At 74.2% G+C, this 17,015-nt stretch carries 13 protein-coding genes; 7 read left to right on the top strand and 6 right to left on the bottom strand.

Annotated elements, in window-relative coordinates:
- Nucleotides 1-242 precede the first annotated feature (242 nt).
- Nucleotides 243-1,643 carry an FAD-dependent monooxygenase family protein gene (locus STRBO_RS0110950; protein ID WP_020114189.1) on the bottom strand — a complete coding sequence of 467 codons (1,401 nt, stop codon included), beginning with the start codon at nucleotides 1,641-1,643 and terminating at the stop codon, nucleotides 243-245.
- A 250-nt stretch (nucleotides 1,644-1,893) separates the two neighbouring features.
- Here STRBO_RS0110950 and STRBO_RS0110945 point away from each other — a divergent pair, with 250 nt between their 5' ends.
- The 3 genes from STRBO_RS0110945 to STRBO_RS0110935 all read left to right on the top strand — a co-directional run bounded on the left by STRBO_RS0110945 (nucleotide 1,894) and on the right by STRBO_RS0110935 (nucleotide 8,052).
- On the top strand, nucleotides 1,894-4,800 hold the full coding sequence (locus STRBO_RS0110945; protein WP_005481921.1) for an AfsR/SARP family transcriptional regulator: 2,907 nt from the start codon (nucleotides 1,894-1,896) through the stop codon (nucleotides 4,798-4,800).
- Nucleotides 4,797-7,076 (top strand): AfsR/SARP family transcriptional regulator, encoded by a 2,280-nt coding sequence (locus tag STRBO_RS0110940; protein WP_020114188.1) that lies wholly within the window; start codon nucleotides 4,797-4,799, stop codon nucleotides 7,074-7,076. The genes STRBO_RS0110945 and STRBO_RS0110940 overlap by 4 nt, the downstream gene beginning before the upstream one ends.
- A gap of 103 nt (nucleotides 7,077-7,179) precedes the next feature.
- Nucleotides 7,180-8,052: a helix-turn-helix domain-containing protein gene (locus STRBO_RS0110935; protein WP_020114187.1), complete on the top strand. Its 873-nt coding sequence runs from the start codon at nucleotides 7,180-7,182 to the stop codon at nucleotides 8,050-8,052.
- Between the two features lie 3 nt (nucleotides 8,053-8,055).
- On the opposite strand, the gene STRBO_RS0110930 is transcribed toward STRBO_RS0110935, so the two are convergent.
- The 5 genes from STRBO_RS0110930 to STRBO_RS0110910 all read right to left on the bottom strand — a co-directional run bounded on the left by STRBO_RS0110930 (nucleotide 8,056) and on the right by STRBO_RS0110910 (nucleotide 12,902).
- Entirely contained in the window at nucleotides 8,056-9,315 is a 1,260-nt protein-coding gene (locus tag STRBO_RS0110930; RefSeq protein WP_005481918.1) for an MAB_1171c family putative transporter, read from the bottom strand.
- 176 nt (nucleotides 9,316-9,491) lie between these two features.
- On the bottom strand, nucleotides 9,492-9,899 hold the full coding sequence (gene msrB / locus STRBO_RS0110925; RefSeq protein WP_005481917.1) for a peptide-methionine (R)-S-oxide reductase MsrB: 408 nt from the start codon (nucleotides 9,897-9,899) through the stop codon (nucleotides 9,492-9,494).
- Nucleotides 9,900-9,912: 13 nt separating this feature from the next.
- Complete coding sequence (murC, locus tag STRBO_RS0110920) at nucleotides 9,913-11,298, bottom strand: UDP-N-acetylmuramate--L-alanine ligase (RefSeq protein WP_167336822.1); 1,386 nt, start codon at nucleotides 11,296-11,298, stop codon at nucleotides 9,913-9,915.
- A gap of 196 nt (nucleotides 11,299-11,494) precedes the next feature.
- Nucleotides 11,495-11,950, bottom strand: a complete 456-nt coding sequence (locus STRBO_RS0110915) for an indole-3-glycerol-phosphate synthase (protein ID WP_028796585.1) — start codon at nucleotides 11,948-11,950, stop codon at nucleotides 11,495-11,497.
- A 121-nt stretch (nucleotides 11,951-12,071) separates the two neighbouring features.
- Nucleotides 12,072-12,902 (bottom strand): pyrimidine reductase family protein, encoded by an 831-nt coding sequence (locus tag STRBO_RS0110910; RefSeq protein WP_028796584.1) that lies wholly within the window; start codon nucleotides 12,900-12,902, stop codon nucleotides 12,072-12,074.
- Here STRBO_RS0110910 and zapE point away from each other — a divergent pair.
- The 4 genes from zapE (at nucleotide 12,901) to STRBO_RS0110890 (ending at nucleotide 16,910) form a co-directional block, all read left to right on the top strand.
- The gene (zapE, locus tag STRBO_RS0110905) at nucleotides 12,901-14,046 is read left to right on the top strand and encodes a cell division protein ZapE (protein WP_051085344.1); all 1,146 of its coding nucleotides are present in this window, start codon (nucleotides 12,901-12,903) and stop codon (nucleotides 14,044-14,046) included. The two genes, STRBO_RS0110910 and zapE, sit on opposite strands and share 2 nt — an antisense overlap.
- 235 nt (nucleotides 14,047-14,281) lie before the next feature.
- Nucleotides 14,282-14,680 (top strand): hypothetical protein, encoded by a 399-nt coding sequence (locus STRBO_RS0110900; RefSeq protein WP_020114185.1) that lies wholly within the window; start codon nucleotides 14,282-14,284, stop codon nucleotides 14,678-14,680.
- Between the two features lie 80 nt (nucleotides 14,681-14,760).
- Nucleotides 14,761-15,339, top strand: coding sequence for a carbonic anhydrase (locus STRBO_RS0110895; RefSeq protein ID WP_005481912.1), 579 nt, complete (start codon nucleotides 14,761-14,763; stop codon nucleotides 15,337-15,339).
- Between the two features lie 56 nt (nucleotides 15,340-15,395).
- Nucleotides 15,396-16,910 carry a SulP family inorganic anion transporter gene (locus STRBO_RS0110890; RefSeq protein ID WP_051085353.1) on the top strand — a complete coding sequence of 505 codons (1,515 nt, stop codon included), beginning with the start codon at nucleotides 15,396-15,398 and terminating at the stop codon, nucleotides 16,908-16,910.
- Nucleotides 16,911-17,015 lie beyond the last annotated feature (105 nt).

Raw genomic sequence — 17,015 nt, 5'->3', positions numbered from 1 at the left:
CCGGGTGGGCCCCGGCCGGAACCGCACCAGAAACCCCCGTCGAACCCGATTCGACCCGGACCGTCCACGGCCGAGGGCCCCGAGGGGCCGGTGACCTGGAGTGGCGCGGCGTCGCACGGCACGGGACCGAACGGCGTTGTGGCGGCAGGCACTTCGTGTGGCGGGCCGCGAGTGTGGCAAGCGCTTTCCATCCACGTCAAGACCCAGGAGGCACCGCCCTGTCCGCCTTCGGCGCCCTCGGCTCACTCCCTCGCCATCGGCGGCCCGGCAGGTGTGTCCTTGACCGGCCCGAAGAGGACCGCCCGGGCCACCGCCGGGGCGAACAGGGCACCCAGCGGCTCCCTGAGGGAGACGACGGAACGGAAGGCGCGGCCCACCAGGGGGTCACCGGGGACACGCTCCTGCACCCGCCGCAGATACCAGCCGGCGACACGGTCCGCGGGCCGGTCGGTGACCGCGTTGCCGATCGCCCCCGGCATCTTCCTGTCCGCCCCGGCCGAGATGTCCCACGCCTGCCGCGACGCCGCGAGGAGGGCCCGCTGCACCCGGCGGGTGGTCGGCGTACGGCGCGGGTCGGCCAGCGCGTCGCGCAGGGCGACGGCACCCATCGCGGCGACGGCCATGCCCTGCCCGTAGATCGGGTTGAAGGTGCACAGGGCGTCGCCGGTGGCCAGGAAACCGGCGGGGCGGCGGCCGGGCAGATCGTAGCGGCGCCGTACGTTCGCGGTGCGCCGGAAGCCGGAGACGGGCGTCAGCGGCTCCGCCCCGCGCATCCAGCGGCGCACCACGGGGTGCGGCAGCCGCTCGGCGTAGGACTCGAACTCCTCCTCGTCCGTGGGCGGTTCGTCGCCGCGCAGTCCGGAGAAGGTGGCCAGGTGGGTGCCGTCCTCCAGGGGGACGACGACGGCGCCGTACGGCTGCGCGGGGTCGGGGACGACGTGGAGGCCGAGCGTTCCGGCGGACGGGCCGTCGCCGAGGGTGCCGGTGGTGTCGCGGTAGACGCGGGAGGCGTAGGCGAGCCCGGTGTCGATGATCTCCTCGAACGGGGCCTGCGCGCCGAGGGCCGCCAGCCACCGCGGCCCCTTCGTACCGCGGCCGGAGGCGTCGACGACCAGATCGGCGGCCAGTTCCCGCTGTTCGCCCCGGGCCCCGTCACCCCGCTCCCGCACGAGGACCCCCCGCACGCGCCTGGCGTCGCCGGTCAGGCCGACCGTCTCCGTCCCCTCGACGAGGGTGACCGACGGCTCGGCGAGGACCCGGCGCCGTACCAGCCCCTCCAGCTGCGCGCGCGACCCGGTGTGGATATGGGTCGACGCGGGCATCCGCCGGAACCAGCGGCCGCTCTGGAAGGCGGCCATGTCCGCCGGCATCCCGACCCGCGGGGCACCCGCGGCCGTCAGCTCCGCCATAAATCCGGGCAGCAGCGCGTCGAGAGCGAGTTGGCCGCCCTCCAGCAGGACGTGCGGGTGCCGGGCCTGCGGCACACCCGGCCGGTACGCCGCTCCCTCGCCGTCGCCCTTCGAAAGACGGTCCCGTTCCACGATCGTCACCCGCTCCGCGTGACCGACGAGGGCCCGCGCGGCGAGCAGCCCCGCGAGACTGCCACCGACGATCACCACGTGCCGCCCGGCGGATCCCGCCACCCCCTGTGAGACCAAACGGCCCCGCGTCCGTACCGAGTTCACCGACCGCACCCCTCTTTTTTCCGGAGATCACTCGATGAACAGCTGTATCACCGTGGCCGGTGAGCCGCCGCGTCGGCACACCAGGGACCGTGCCGGGTCCGGCCCGTCCGCCGGTGACGACCGGCGCGTGACTCCGGCTACGTCGGCACGGGACGTATCGTCATGGGGTGCGGGCGAGATACGAGATATGAGATACGAGGAGGGCCGATTGGCGCCGGAACCGGTGCGGTTCGCGGTCCTGGGGCCGGTCCGGGTGGAACGGGCGGGGGCGGAGGCGGCGTCGGGGCGCCCGCAGGAACGGGCGCTGCTGGCGCTGCTGTTGGTGCGGGCGGGGCAGCCGGTGGCGGTGAGCGAGATCGTCGACGTGTTGTGGGGGCGCCGGCCGCCGGACAGCGCGGTGAATGTGATCAGGCGGCATGTGGGCTCGCTGCGGCGGCTGTTGGAGCCGGGGCTGCCCAACCGGGCGGCCGGGCGGTGGCTGATACGGGACGCGGGCGGCTACCGGCTCGTCGTCGACGCCGGCTCCCTGGATCTGTTGCGGTTTCGCCGGCTACGGGACGAAGCGCGTCGGACGGGCGCCGGCGCTCCCCCGTCGCCGGGCCGGGTCGTGGAGCTTCTCACCGAGGCCCTCGGCCTGTGGCGGGGGCCGGCCGTCGGGGCGGGGCTGCCCGAAGAGGTGCGGGAGCGCGCCGGGTTCCCGGCGGTGGACCGTGAACGGCCGGCGGCTCTGAGGGACGCGGCCGACGCGGCGCTGCGCGCCGGCACCCCCGCCGCCGTCCTCCCCCTGCTCAGACAGGCCGCCGCGGACGCCCCGTTGGACGAACCGCTGCTGGCCCGGCTCGTGCTCACGCTGGCCGCCGCCGGGCACGAGGCGGAGGCGCTGGGCACCTATCGGGCCGCCCGTGCGAGGCTCGCCGACGAGCTGGGCATCGACCCCGGAGCGGAACTCCGCGACGCCCACGCGGCGGTCGTACGCGGCGCCGGTGCGGCCCCGCCCGCTCCCTCCCGGGCCGAGACCGCCCACGTGAGCACCGTGGCCTCGTCGGCACCGCCCGCTCCGGCCATCGCCGTCCCCGCCCAGCTCCCCCACGACCTGCCGACCTTCACCGGCCGCCGCGCCGAGCTGGAGCGGGTACTGGCCCTCCTCGACGATCCCGGCGGCGACCGTGGTCCCGGCGACGCCGTGCCGCCCACCGGGACCGTCGTGATCAGCGCCATCGGCGGGATGGCCGGCATCGGCAAGACCACCCTCGCCGTGCACTGGGCCCACCGCGTCGCGGACCGGTACCCGGACGGCCGGCTCTACGTCAACCTCCGGGGGTTCGCGCCGTCGGGGGCCGTGATGCGGGCGGGGGAAGCGGTGCGGGTCTTCCTCGACGCGCTGGGCGTACCGCCGGAGCGGGTGCCGCACGGGGTGGACGCCCAGGCGGCGCTGTACCGCAGCCTGTTGGCGGGGCGCCGGTTCCTGGTGCTGCTGGACAACGCGCGCGACACCGAACAGGTGCGGCCGCTGCTGCCGGGCACCCCGGGCTGCCTCACCATCGTCACCAGCCGCAACCAGCTGTCGGGCCTGGTGTCCGCGCACGGCGCGCACACGCTGGCACTGCGGCCGCTGGACACCGCACAGGCGCGGGTGTTCCTCGAACGCCGACTGGGCGCCGCGCGGCTCACGGGCGAGGAGCGGGCGGTGGCGGAGATCGCGGCGCTGTGCGGCGGGCTTCCGCTGGCGCTGGCCTGTGTCGCCGCGCGGGCCGCCGCCCACCCGGACTTCCCGCTGTCGGCGATCGCGGCGGAGCTGCGCGCGGCGCACGGCAGCCTGGACGCGTTCAGCCGGACGGACGCCTCCGCGAACGTCGGCGCGGTGTTCTCCTGGTCGCTGGGCGCGGTGTCGGCCGCGGCGGCCCGCCTCTTCCCCCTGCTCGCCCTGCACCCCGGGCCGGACTTCTCCGTGTCCGCGACGGCCGCGCTGGCCGATCTGCCCGTGCGCCGGACGCGGTCGCTCCTCGCCGAGCTGGCCGACGTCCACCTCGCGGGCGAGCCCGCCCCCGGCCGGTACGCCCTGCACGATCTGCTGCGCGCCCACGCGGCCGAACTCCTGGAGGACCAGGTCCCGGACGCCGGGCGCGAGGCGGCCACCGAGCGGCTGTACGCGTACTACGTGCACAGCGCGCACCTCACCGAACCGCTCCTCGCCCCGTACGCCGACCCGATGCCCCCGGGCCCGCTGCCGGCCGGTGTCCGCGCCGAGCCGCTCGTCGGCCACGAGCAGTCGCTCGCCTGGCTGGCCGAGGAGTATCCGGTGCTGCTCGCCGTCGTCGGGGCGGCGGCCCGGTCGGGCCGCGACCGGTCGGCGTGTCTGCTGGCCTGGTCGCTGGAGCCGTTCCTCGACCGCCGGGGCCACTGGCACGACTGGGCGACGGTCCAGCGGATCGCCCTCGACGCGGCCCTGCGGCTGGCCGAGCCCGCGTTCGAGGCCCGGGGGCTGCGCGCGCTGGCCCGGGCCGAGGGCCGGCTCGGGCTGTACGGCTCCGCCCGCCCCCGCCTCGATCGCGCGCTGGGGCTGTTCACCGACCTGGGTGACGACGTCGGGCGGGCCGACACCCACCGCAGTATCGGCTGGACCCTCGACCAGGAGGGCGATCTGTCCGGCGCCCTGCACCACAACCGGCTGGCCATGGAGCTGTTCCGCGGCAGCGGCCGCAGCGCCGCGTACGCCAGCGTCCTCAACTCCGTCGGCTGGTACCACGCGCTGCTCGGCGAGCACCCCGAGGCCCTGCGCCGCTGCCAGGAGGCCCTGACCCTGCTCCAGCGGCTCGGCGATCGCTACGGCCAGGCCGCCACGTGGCACACCCTCGCGTACGCCCACCACCACCTGGGCCGCCACCCGAACGCCCTCGTGGGCTACGGCCACGCCCTCGCCCTCTACCGGGAGCTGGGCGTGCCGTACCTGGAAGCCTGCACCCTCGTCCACATCGGTGACACGCACGCCGCGATGGGCGACCACCGCGCCGCCCACGAGGTCCTGCAGCAGGCCCTCACCCTCCTCATCACCCTCGGCCACCCCGACGCCGACGGGGTGCGGGAACGGATCGCCGCGAGCGAGCGGTGCGGATGACCGGCGGCCCGGTTGTCGCGGGGTCGGGTGTCACGGGGTCGCCGGGCCGGGCCGGGCGAGGCGCCGCGGCCACCGACCGGTCCGGCTCGGCGGGGGTGTCGCTGCGGTTCGAGGTGCTGGGGCCCCTGCGGGTCCGCCGGGGCGAGGAGGACCTCGACCTCGGCTTCCCGCAACAGCGGGCCCTGCTCGCTCTGCTGGTGGTGCGGGCGGGCCGGCCGGTGCCGGCGGGCGAGATCGTCGACGTGCTCTGGCCGGAGCGGGCACCGGCCAGCGCGAGGAACGTGGTGCGCCGTTACGCCGGTTCACTGCGGCGGCTGCTCGAACCCGGGCTGCCACCCCGGGTACCCGGACACCGGTTGCTGCGCCGCGCCGGGGGCTATCTGCTGGCGGCGGCCGAGGAGGAGGTCGATCTGCTGCGGTTCCGCGCGTCCACCAAGCGGGGCAAGCGGGCGGCGGCCACCGGGCGGTCCGAGGTGGCGTCGCGGCACTTCGTGAACGCGCTGGGCGAGTGGCGGGGCCCGGTGGGCATGGGGATGCCCACCGCCGTACGAAAGCACGCCGTCTTCGCCGCGGTGGAACGCGAGTTGGCCGGCACGGCGCGGATGGCCGCCGACGCGGCGCTCCTGTGCGGAAGCAGTGAGCAGGTGCTGCCCCCGCTGCGACAGGCCCTCGAACGCGACCCGCTCGACGAGTCGTTGCACGCCGCGCTCGTCCTGGCCCTGGCCGCGTCCGGCCACCAGGCCGAGGCGCTGACCGCGTACGAGCGCGTACGACGGCTGCTGGCCGAGGAGTTGGGGGTGGCACCCGGCGCGGAACTGGCCGCGGCGCACACCAGGGTGCTCCGCCAGGAATGGGGAGCGGCCGGCCCCCGGGCGGCTGCGGATCCGGGCCCGGCGACCACCGGGTCGGCCACACTGCCCGGCCCTTCCGCGAGCACGCCACAAGCCGGTCCGCCGACTGATCCGGCTGTCGGTCCGGACGGGGATCGGGCGGACCCCGTGCCCGGACCGCGCCCCGCACCGGCACTCGTGCCGTCCGCCCTGCCGTCGACGGGAGACACGGCCCGCCCGTACGCCGGCGCCCGACCGTCGCTCGGGTCGGGGGCGTTCGTCGGCAGACGGTCCGAACTCGGCCGTCTGGCGGAGATCACGGACGCGGCCACCCGCCGGGCGGGGACGGCCCCGAGCGCGGACGCCCCCGCTCCGGGCGCACCGGACGCACCGGACGCACCGGGCGCGCCGGCGACCGTGCTGATCAGCGGGATGCCCGGTGTCGGGAAGTCCGCCCTCGCCCTGCACTGGGCCCACCAGGTCGCCGGACGCTTCCCCGACGGCCGACTCCATGTCGGGCTGCGGGGGTTCGACCCCGCCCGGGCACCGCTGGACCCGGCGGCGGCGCTGCGCGTGATGCTCGCCGCGCTCGGGGTGCCCGCCGCGCGGATGCCGGTCCGCACGGACTCCCTCGCCGGGCTGTACCGGAGTCTGCTGGCCGGCCGGCGGCTGCTGGTGGTGCTGGACGACGCGGCGGACACCGAACAGGTACGGCCGCTGCTGCCGGCCTCGCCCGGGTGTCTGACCCTGGTCACCAGTCGCAACGCCCTGTCCGGTCTGATCGCTTCGGGCACCCATCCGCTCCGCCTGGACCTGCCGTCGGCGCCGGACGCGCGAGCGATGCTGGCCGCGCGCACGGGTCACGCCCGCTCGGCCGCCGAGCCCGGGGCGGCCGACGAGATCGTCGTCCGGTGCGGCCGGCTGCCCCTGGCCCTGACGCTCGTCGCCACCCGCGCCGCCGCCCGTCCGGACCTCCCGCTCTCGGCCCTGGCGAGCGAACTGCGCCACGCGGGGAACCCCCTCGACGCCTTCACCGGCACGACGGCGACTCCCCGCACCCACCCGGGCCCCGCCGCCCCCGACCCCAAACCCGACACCCACCCCGGCGATCCGCCCGACCTCCGGACCGCCTTCGCCCGCTCCTACCGTCGGCTGGCCCCTCAGAGCGCCCGGCTGTTCCGGCTGTCGTCCCTGCACCCCGGGCGCGACCTGACCCCGGAGTCGGCCGCGGCGCTGGCCGGGCTCCCGGTCCGCCGCGCCCGGCTGCTGCTCGACGGCCTCGCCGACGCCCACCTCGTCGCCGAGCGCGCGCCCGGCCGCTACGCGCAGCACGACCTGCTGCGTGCCTTCGCCGCCGAGCTGGCCGCGACGTACGACGCGCCGGAGGAGCGCCGCGCCGCCCGCCGCCGCCTGCTCGGCCACGGCTCCCCTTCGGGCACCCCGTAGCGGCCACCGTCACTTCACGGTCACTCTTTTTTCACATCCTCCTTCCTACGCTCCGAGTGCACTGGTCGACGGTGTGCTCGAACCGCCATGGAGGAGAAAAGAGATGACGAGGTCCGGCACCGGCGTCGTGGAGGAGGCGGGTCTTCGCATCCGCGTCCTCGACGGCGCGGCCGTGGCGTTGCCCGGGGACGGACGGTCCGCGCCGGACGCGTACCGGCTGACGGGGCGGACCGGCGGCGCGTATCTGCTCGTGGGGGTGCGCGGGAGCGGTGTTCCGCTCGCCGAGCGGATGCCGGACGTCTCCCTGCGACCGGGCGACATCTGCTTCTACGACGCGAACCACCCGCCGGTGCCCGATTTACCCGAGCGCTGCCGGCTGAAGGTCTTCCTCGTCCCGCACGAGGAACTGGGGCTGGAGGACGACGATCTGCGGCGCGTGGTGGCGACCCCGGTCGCCCGGTCCTCCCGGCTGGGGACGCTGCTGTCGCCGTTCCTGTCCGAGCTGGCCGACACGGTGGTCTCCGCCGAGCCCCCGGTCGGCGAGATGCTCGCCCGGAACGCCGTGAACCTGCTGGCCACCCTCGCCACGGAGCGGTCGGGGCGGGTCGTGACGGACGCACCGGCCACCCGGTCGCCGATGGTGGCACGTGTCCTGCGGTTCATCGACGAGCACCTGGCCGACGCGGACCTGTCGCCCGAGGTGATCGCGGGGGCCCATCACATCTCGGTGCGCTACCTGCACAAGCTGTTCCGGGACGAGGGCACGACCGTGGGCCGCTGGATCCAGCGCCGCCGGCTGGAGGAGTGCCGTCGCGACCTCGTGCTCGGCCTCCGCAACCGCCGCACCATCGCCTCGGTCGCCGGCCGCTGGGGCTTCTTGAGCGCCACCCACTTCAGCCGGGTGTTCCGGGCGGCGTACGGCATGTCACCGAGCGAGTGGCGGGACACGGCGGGGCGCCCCGGCAGGAGGACGTGACACTCACCCTGCCGCCGCGCTCCGGACCGCTTCCTCCACGACCCCCGCCCGTACCGCTCGTGACATCCGGATCAGGGAGGGCTGGCCGGTGTCCAGGCCCTGTTCGCCGGCCGGGGGTTTCGCGTGGCCGGCGGCGAGTCCCACGAGGGCGTCGAAGGCGACGCTGTCCAGCACGGCCGGATCCAGGGCGTCCGGACGCCGCCGCCCGGTGGAGCCGCCCGTGCCGGACAGCGCCGCGACGGCCACCATCGCCGCGTCCCCGATGGCCTCGGCCTCGCCGGTGCTGGAGCCCAGGGAGAGGGCCTGGCGGTAGGCCCTCTCCCGGACGGCCTCGTCGAAGTGGACGGACACGTCCCGCAGTCCGTCCCGGATCGCCGTCGTACGGCTGGTCAGGCGCAGCTCGACATCGCCGAGGGAGCGCCAGGACAGCAGCACGTCGCGCCTGATGCGGCCGGTGTTCCTGGCGCCGACGAGCCGGAAGAGGGGCCCGAGCCGCAGGAAGGCGAGGAGGCTGTCGATACGCGGGCCGAGCAGCGGCAGGACATAGCCGGCCGAGGTGAGGACGGCGCCGACGGTGGCCAGCATCGGGGCCAGCCGGGTGCTCAGCGGGTCCCAGTGGTGGCCGCCCCAGCGGGCGGCGACGGCGGTCATCTTGACGACGCCGTACGCGCTGCTGCACAGCCACCCGACGGCGAGCACCGCCAGGGTCCGCCGTGTCCAGCCGCCGATCTGGAGGGTCCAGCGCCAGCAATGGATCGTGGTGGTGAGGGCCGCCGCCAGGTGGGCCAGGAGATAGAGGACGATCATCTCGCGGACGAACGGTGTGCCGGCGTAGTAGGTGTCGAAGTCCGCGCGTCGCTCCACCGGCGCGTCCCCGGCGGCGAAGAGCGCGGTCTGCGCCGCGATGATCACGGTGTAGGCGAGCAGCCATCCGCGGGAGACCCGCCGCAGCCGGGCGGGGTCGTCGGCCCCGCGCCAGTGGACGATCAGGACGAGGGAGGCGGCGGAGAAGGCGTTGACCGCCCCGTAGGTGAGGCACGCGGCGGCGTTGGGCACGCCGAGGGTGTCGTTGACGAAGCCGACGGTGGGCGGGGCGCCGAGGACGAAGCAGCAGCCGGCGAGGAGGATCACGGTGCACAGCGCGCGCTTGAGCGGGTCGCGCCAGCCGTGCCACAGGCCGGGCAGCTGGACCGCGAAGCCGGTCCACACGACGGCGGCCGCCACGTAGTAGACCAGTCCGTTCACGTCGGGCCCACGGCCCATGTCCGGAAGCCTTCTCGCCGGTGCCCGTCCGGCCGCTCGACCGCGTCGTCTTCCGCTCGATCCGCCCCCGTCAACACCCTTCACACAATAGTCACGTGGTCAAACCTGGCGACGGGCGCGGGGCCCGGGCGCGCGGGCCCCGGGCGACCGCGGGTGAAGGGGGTCGACGGCCGAGGTCAGCTCTCGTCGGCGGCCAGCGTCAGGGAGATGCTGTTGATGCAGTACCGCTGGTCGGTCGGGGTGGCGTACCCCTCGCCCTCGAAGACGTGCCCGAGGTGCGAGCCGCACCGGGCGCACCGCACCTCGGTGCGGACCATGCCGTGCGACCGGTCGGACAGCAGCTCCACGGCGTCGGTGTCCTTCGGGTCGTAGAAGGACGGCCAGCCGCAGTGCGACTCGAACTTCGTGTCGGAGGTGAAGAGTTCGGCACCGCAGGCGCGACAGGAGTAGACGCCCTTGGTCTTGGTGTCGGTGTACTCACCGACGAACGCGGGCTCCGTGCCGGCCTGCCGCAGCACGGCGTACTCGGCCGGTGTCAGCTCCGCGCGCCACTGCTCGTCCGGCTTCTCGACGTCGTACGACATGTGCCTCAGCCCCTCATTCTGCGAGACGGTCCAGGATCTTCGGGCCCAGGTCCGTCACGTCACCCGCGCCCATGGTGAGAACGAGATCACCCGGCTTCGCCATTCCCGCGATCGTGCCGGGGACCTCCGCCTTGTCGTGCAGGGCCGTCACGTCCGCGCCCGCGCTCCGCGCCGCCCCGATGATCAGCTCGCTGGTCACTCCCGGGACCGGGTCCTCGCGGGCCGGGTAGATGTCGAGGACGACCGAGGCGTCCGCCAGTGCCAGGGACTGCCCCATCTCGGCGCCCAGCTCCTGGGTGCGGGAGAACAGGTGGGGCTGGAAGACCACGAGGATCCGGGCGTCGCCGGCGGCGGCCCGCATCGCCTCCAGGTCGGCGGTCATCTCGGTCGGGTGGTGGGCGTAGGAGTCGATGACCTGCACGCCCCGCGCCTCCCCCTTCAGCTGCAGCCGCCGCTTCACGCCGGTGTACGCCGCCAGCGCGGGCGCCAGCTCGGCCGCCGGCACCCCGAGGGCGACGCCGGCCGCCAGCGCGGCCACGGCGTTGTGCGCGTAGTGCCGTCCCGGCACGGACACGGTGAAGGTGATCTCCCGCCCGTCCAGCAGGACGGTGACCTCGCTCCTGAGCCCCTGCGGGAGGACCGAGAGAACGCGCACGTCGGCGTCCTCGCTCTCGCCGTACGTCACCACGCGCACGCCGGACAGCCGGGAGGTCAGCTCCCGCGCGCCCTCCTGGTCGGCCGAGATCACCAGGGTGCCGCCGGGCACGATCCTGCCGGCGAACGTCTCGAAGGACTCGTAGATCTCGTCCATGGAGGCGTAGTTGGCGTGGTGGTCCAGCTCGACATTGAGGACGATCGCCACCTCGGGCGCGTACTTGTGGAAGCTCCGGTCGCTCTCGTCCGCCTCGGCGACGAAGATCTCCCCGTCCCCGTGCACCGCGTTGGACCCGGGTACGTCGAGGTCGCCGCCGATGGCGTACGACGGCTTCAGGCCCAGCTCCGCCAGCGACACCGCCAGCATGGACGTCGTCGTGGTCTTGCCGTGCGTCCCGGCCACGGCGATCGGCCGCAGCCCGTCCATCAGCCGGGCGAGCGCGTCCGACCGGTGGACCACGGGGATGCCCAGCTCGGCGGCGCGGGCCAGTTCGGGGTTGTCGGCCCGGATCGCCGACGAGACGACCACGGCGGTCGCGTCGTCGGCGAGATGCCCGGCGGCATGCCCGATGTGCACGGTCGCCCCGAGTGCGCGCAGGGCCTCGGCCGTCTCCGACTCCTTGGCGTCACTTCCGGCGACCTTCGCCCCGCGCTGCGCGAGGATCTTGGCGATCCCGGACATCCCGGCCCCACCGATCCCGATGAAGTGCGGCCGATCCATGGCGGAAGGCAGTCCGGGTGCCATGTCTGTTCTCCAGGTGACGTACGAAGCCGATGAACCCCCTCAGCCTATTGCCTGCCGTAGGGGCCCCCCGCAACCGCCGCCGGCAGCCCGCGCCCCCGGCAGGCGGCGCGGGCTGCCGTCCAGGGGCGCGGGGAAACCGCGCGAACAGCCACGACGGACCCGCATCCGGCACAGCCCCCTACGGCGCCGAGTGCCCTCAAGCCCGACTGTGCGAGAACAGCTTCAACACCGGCACCCCGACCTTGTGGCGTGCCCGAGAAGCCCAGTCCCGGTGGAAGAACTCCTCCACGTAGTGGGGATCGGTGAGCACCAGCACCTCATCGGCCTCCACCTCCTCCACCAGCGACTTCAGCGCGTCCAGCGGGTGATCCTCGATCAGCCGCCCCTCCGCCGGACTCCCGGCCCCTCGCAGTGCCTGCAACGACACCTCCAGTGCCCGCTCCCCGGCGTCCAGCGCCTGCTCCCCCTCCGGTGTCTCCCCTTCCTTCGCCGCCTCGTCCAGCTCACCGAGGGCGAGGTCGTCGACGGCCCGCAGCAACCGGTCGGCCTGATTGCCCCGCGGCTGGAGCAGCACATGGAAGAAGGCCCGCTCGTCGCCGTGCAGGGTCGTGACGAACTCCACGTCCGCAGACGTCAGAGCCTTTTCGATCATCAATACGCTCGTGAACGACACCACAGGCGCCCTTCTCATCGGAGGGCCCCGCGGGCCCTCACTCCTCAGGGTTCTAGTGTGCCCGGCGAAAGCTGAACGGAACGGTAGGTTCCGACCGCTTTCACGTGCGACGGTAACGACCGAACAGGAACCCGGCCTCCTCCAGCAGCGAGGCCAGCGCGAAGCGCCTGGGCACCGTCACGGAGGGGCCGCCGGCGATCCGCTGGGCGTCCCCGGCCGTGAGCGTCGGCGACACGGTCAGACACAGTTCGTCGAGTACGTCGGAGGCGATCAGCTGGCCCAGCAGCCGGGGCCCGCCCTCGCCGAGCAGCCGGGTCAGCCCCAGATCGGCGAGGGCCCGTACGGCCCGCGCGGGATCGACGCCCGTGCCGTCCCCGGCGACCACGACCCGGACGCCCGCCTTCTCGGCGGCGGCGACCCGGTCGGGAGCGGCGGCGGCACCGGTCAGCAGGAGGGTGGGGACCGAGGGCGAGCTGAACAGCGGCAGCGAGAAGTCCAGGTCCAGGCTCGCGCTCACCACGGCGACGGCCGGCGCGGGCGTCTGTCCGGCCGCCCTGCGCGCCTCGGCGAACGCCTCGCGCGCGCGCGCCGGACGGTACCCCTCCTGGCGTACCGTCTCCGCGCCGACGACCACCACGTCCGCGAGCCCCCGCAGCGTGCCGAAGATCCGCATGTCGGCGTCGCCGGAGATCGGCTGCGAGCGTCCGCCGTGCTGGGCGGCGCCGTCGAGCGTGGACACCATGTTGACCCGCATCCACGGCTCGCTCCCCCCGGACGCCGACTCGGGATAGGCGTACGCGGCGGCCAGCTCACCGAGACTCCACTCCCGGTCGACGATGTCCGGTGCCCGCACCTCAGGCGCATGCGCACCACGGGCCACTTCGCGCGTCGGGGCCGCTGTCTCTTCGGTCACAGGGAACAGGCGTCGCATGTCGTGCAGTGTGGCACGACCCTTAGACTCGGTAACCGTGTCGTCGTCCTCAGCCACCGTGTCCGGAATCGGCCCGATACCCGAAGCGGCCCCCTCGTCCCTGTGCACTCGCGAGCCCCACGTCCCCGCGGACCGGCTCGTCGCCGAGATGGTGCCGCCACCGCGCTTCGACTCGGTGCGCTTCGACACCTACCTCCCGAACCCGAACCAGCCCAGCCAGACCGAGGCCGTCCGCGTCCTGAGCGGCTTCGCGGCGGGCCTCGGCGGGGCCCACGCGACCGGCGCGGGCAGGCGCGGCTTCCTCGGCCTCGGCAGGGCGAAGGCCCCCAAGGTCCCGGCGGGCCCCCGCGGCGTCTACCTGGACGGCGGCTACGGCGTCGGCAAGACCCACCTCCTCGCCTCCCTCTGGCACGCCACCCCGGCCGAGCCCTCCCTCAAGGCCTTCGGCACCTTCGTGGAGCTGACGAACCTGGTCGGCGCCCTCGGTTTCCAGAAGACGGTCCAGACGCTCTCCGGGCACCGCCTGCTGTGCATCGACGAGTTCGAGCTGGACGACCCGGGCGACACCGTCCTCGTGTCGACCCTGCTCGGCAAGCTGGTCGACGCGGGCGTGGCCCTGGCCGCCACCTCGAACACACTGCCGGGCAAGCTCGGTGAGGGCCGGTTCGCGTCGGTCGACTTCCTGCGCGAGATCCAGGGACTGTCGGCCCACTTCCGCTCCCTGCGCATCGACGGCGAGGACTACCGCCACCGCGGCCTGCCCGAGGCCCCGGCGCCGTACTCCGACGAGGAGGTCACCAAGGCGGCGTACGCCACCGAGGGCGCCTCGCTCGACGACTTCCCGCATCTGCTGGGCCACCTCGCGCGCGTCCACCCCAGCCGGTACGGCGCCCTCACGGACGGCCTGAAAGCGGTGTGCCTGACCGACGTCCAGCCGATCCCGGACCAGTCCACGGCCCTGCGCCTCGTGGTGCTCGCCGACCGGCTGTACGACCGCGAGGTGCCCGTGCTCGCCTCGGGGATGCCCTTCGACCGGCTGTTCAGCGAGGAGATGCTGAACGGCGGCTACCGCAAGAAGTACTTCCGCGCCATATCCCGCCTCACCGCCCTCGCGCGGGACGCCGGGCGACTCGTGGAGCACTGACCCCACCGGCGCCGATCACGAACCGCCCCTGACGAACTCCCCCAGGTCAAGGGTCGATTTCGGCCAACCCGCCCTCGCTTTTCAGGCTCTCTTCAGCTCGCAACGTTAAGTTAACCCTGCAAACAACTTCGCAGGGTTAACGTGTTTCTTGACCAGCGGTTGACCAATGGTTGACCAAGTCAGGCAACTGCCGACGCGTGGGAGACACCGAGAACTGCCAGGGAGGAGGCCTCTATTGCGTGGTACGACGACCCGGACCGTCCTTTCGGCCCTAGCCGCCGTCCTGCTCACCCTCACGTTCTTCGCTCCCGCGGCTTCCTTCGCAGCCGCGCACACACCTGGTCACACCAAGGCCAAAGCCGAGCCCGGAAACACCCCCACCGCGAAGCCGGTGCGCGACAAGGCGGCCACCCACCGCAGCTGCGCACCCGCCCAGGACCCGACCGGTCCGCTCCGCACCCGCGACCGGCATCGCGCGGCACCGCACACCGTCCCAGGGCCCCCCGCGCGTCCGTCGCGGGAGGAGGACCCGGTAGCCGCGAGCCGGCCCGAACAGCCCTCGCCCCGGCACCACCGGGCGGCGAGATCCCGCGCGGCCCACACCCCGGCCGCCCTCCAGGTCTTCCGCTGCTGAGCCACGTCGGCCCGTCCCCCCACACCTTGCCGTGCAAGCCCGACGCGCCGCCGAGGCGCGCCAGGAGGAGTCACCACATCATGCAGCCCCTCATCGACAACGCCCGTACCTTCGGACAGCGCCCTGAGGAGTTCGCCAGGCTGGCCGAAGGCCAGTCCCCCGAGGTCCTGTTCATCACCTGCTCCGACTCGCGGGTCGTCCCGGCCCTGATCACGGGCGCCCGCCCCGGCGAGCTCTTCGAGCTGCGCACCGCCGGCAACATCGTCCCCCCGTACGCCCCCGACCGCCCCACCGGTGAGACGGCCACCATCGAGTACGCCGTGGAGGTCCTCGGCGTCACCGACATCGTGGTCTGCGGACACTCGCACTGCGGCGCCGTCGGCGCCCTGGTGCGCGGCGACGACCTGGACGCCGTACCGGCCGTGCGCGACTGGCTGGCCCACGCCAGCCCGCGCCCCGAGGGGGCCGTCGAGGACCCGACCGTCGCCGACGGAGTGCAGAACCACGTCCTCAGCCAGCTCCTGCGTCTGCGCTCCTACCCCTGCGTGGAGAAGCGCCTCGCGGACGGCCGGCTGCGGCTGCGCGGCTGGTACTACGAGGTCCACACCGGTGCGGTGCGCGAACACCGCGCGGACACCGACCGGTTCGAGACCCTGTGAGCGACGGCCAGGTGTCCGAGACGACCGAACAGCCCTCCGAGAGTTCCAGGACCTCCATGCCCCCCGCCTCGTCCGCGTCCCCCCTCATATCCAGGTTCCCCCATCTGCGGCAGGACTTCGGCGCCTCGCTCGTCGTGTTCCTGGTCGCCCTCCCGCTGTGCGTGGGCGTCGCCGTCGCCTCCGGTGTCCCGGCCGAACTCGGCCTGGTCACCGGCATCGTGGGCGGTCTCGTCGCCGGTCTGATGCCCGGCAGCAGCCTCCAGGTCTCCGGCCCGGCGGCCGGTCTGACCGTGCTGGTCTTCGAGGCCGTACGCCAGTTCGGGCTGCCCGCCCTCGGGGTGATCGTGCTCGCCGCCGGTCTGCTCCAGCTCGCCATGGGCGCGCTGAAGCTGGGCCGCTGGTTCCGCGCGATATCCGTCTCCGTCGTCGAGGGCATGCTCGCCGGCATCGGCCTCGTGATCATCGCGGGCCAGCTCTACGCGGCGGCCGGTCTGAAGGCCCCCGCCTCCGGCATCGACAAGATCACGGGCCTGCCCGGCGCCGCCGCCGACGCCCTCGGCTCCACCGCCGCGCTCGCCTCGCTGGCGATCGGCGCGGGCACCGTCGCTGTGATGGTGCTGTGGAAGCGCCTGCCGAAGAAGGCCCAGCTGGTCCCCGGCGCCCTCGTCGCGGTCCTGCTGGCCACGCTCGCCGGCCTCGTCTTCAGCCTGCCGGTGGCACACGTCGAGGTGAAGGGGCTGCTGGACGCCATCCAGCCCCCCGGCCTCGACGCCTTCGGCCGGCTGGCGGACGTGGCGATCCTCGGCACGATCCTCGCCTTCACCCTCATCGCCTCCGCCGAGAGTCTGTTCAGCGCGGCGGCCGTGGACCGGATGCACGACGGTCCGCGCACCGCCTACGACAAGGAGCTGATGGCCCAGGGCGCGGGCAACACCGTGTGCGGGCTGCTGGGCGCGCTGCCCATGACGGCCGTGATCGTGCGCAGCTCCGCCAACCTCCAGGCCGGCGCGCGGACGAAGGCGTCCCGCGTCCTGCACGGCGTCTGGCTGCTGCTCTTCGCGGCCCTGCTGCCGGGCGCCCTCGCCCTGATCCCGCTGCCCGCCCTGGCCGGCATCCTCGTCCACGCGGGCTTCAAGCTGATCCCGTTCCGTGAGGTCGCCTCCCTGTGGCGCACCCACCGGGGCGAGGCGCTGATCCTGGTCGCCACGGCGGTGGCGATCGTCGCGATCAACATGTTCGAGGGCGTGCTGATCGGTCTGGCCCTCTCCGTGGCCAAGACCGCCTGGGAGGCCTCGCACATCAGGCTGGAGGTCGTCGACAAGGGCGCCGGGCCCGTCCAGGCCCACCTCTCCGGCAACGCGACCTTCCTGCGCCTGCCGAAGATCCTCGACAACCTGGAGTCCCTCCCCCAGGACCGCCCGGTGGAGCTCCACCTCACCGGCCTGCACCACCTCGATCACGCCTGCCGCACGGCCCTGGAGAACTGGGCCTCCCGCCACAGCGCGACGGGCACGGAACCGGTCCGCATGACGGTGCCGGAACTGGAGAAGGCGACCTCGGGCACCTCCTGACCCGGCCCCGGCGCCCGGTGCCCCGGCCTACCGCCGGGGCACCGGTCCGCTCCGTCCGCCCGTCCGCCCCCTCCCCGGCGCCCCATCCCGCCCGCCCGCCCGGCA

Origin of the sequence: Streptomyces bottropensis ATCC 25435 (assembly GCF_000383595.1) — a bacterium.
Classification (GTDB): domain Bacteria; phylum Actinomycetota; class Actinomycetes; order Streptomycetales; family Streptomycetaceae; genus Streptomyces; species Streptomyces bottropensis.
This window is presented reverse-complemented; position numbering and strand designations above follow the sequence as displayed.

Coding starts and splice junctions, on each gene's coding strand:
- STRBO_RS0110940 (WP_020114188.1), top strand. CDS start 4,797: ATGACCGGCGGCCCGGTTGTCGCGGGGTCGGGTGTCACGGGGTCGCCG.
- STRBO_RS0110935 (WP_020114187.1), top strand. CDS start 7,180: ATGACGAGGTCCGGCACCGGCGTCGTGGAGGAGGCGGGTCTTCGCATC.
- STRBO_RS0110930 (WP_005481918.1), bottom strand. CDS start 9,315: ATGGGCCGTGGGCCCGACGTGAACGGACTGGTCTACTACGTGGCGGCC.
- msrB (WP_005481917.1), bottom strand. CDS start 9,899: ATGTCGTACGACGTCGAGAAGCCGGACGAGCAGTGGCGCGCGGAGCTG.
- murC (WP_167336822.1), bottom strand. CDS start 11,298: ATGGCACCCGGACTGCCTTCCGCCATGGATCGGCCGCACTTCATCGGG.
- STRBO_RS0110915 (WP_028796585.1), bottom strand. CDS start 11,950: ATGATCGAAAAGGCTCTGACGTCTGCGGACGTGGAGTTCGTCACGACC.
- zapE (WP_051085344.1), top strand. CDS start 12,901: ATGTCGTGCAGTGTGGCACGACCCTTAGACTCGGTAACCGTGTCGTCG.
- STRBO_RS0110910 (WP_028796584.1), bottom strand. CDS start 12,902: ATGCGACGCCTGTTCCCTGTGACCGAAGAGACAGCGGCCCCGACGCGC.
- STRBO_RS0110895 (WP_005481912.1), top strand. CDS start 14,761: ATGCAGCCCCTCATCGACAACGCCCGTACCTTCGGACAGCGCCCTGAG.
- STRBO_RS0110890 (WP_051085353.1), top strand. CDS start 15,396: ATGCCCCCCGCCTCGTCCGCGTCCCCCCTCATATCCAGGTTCCCCCAT.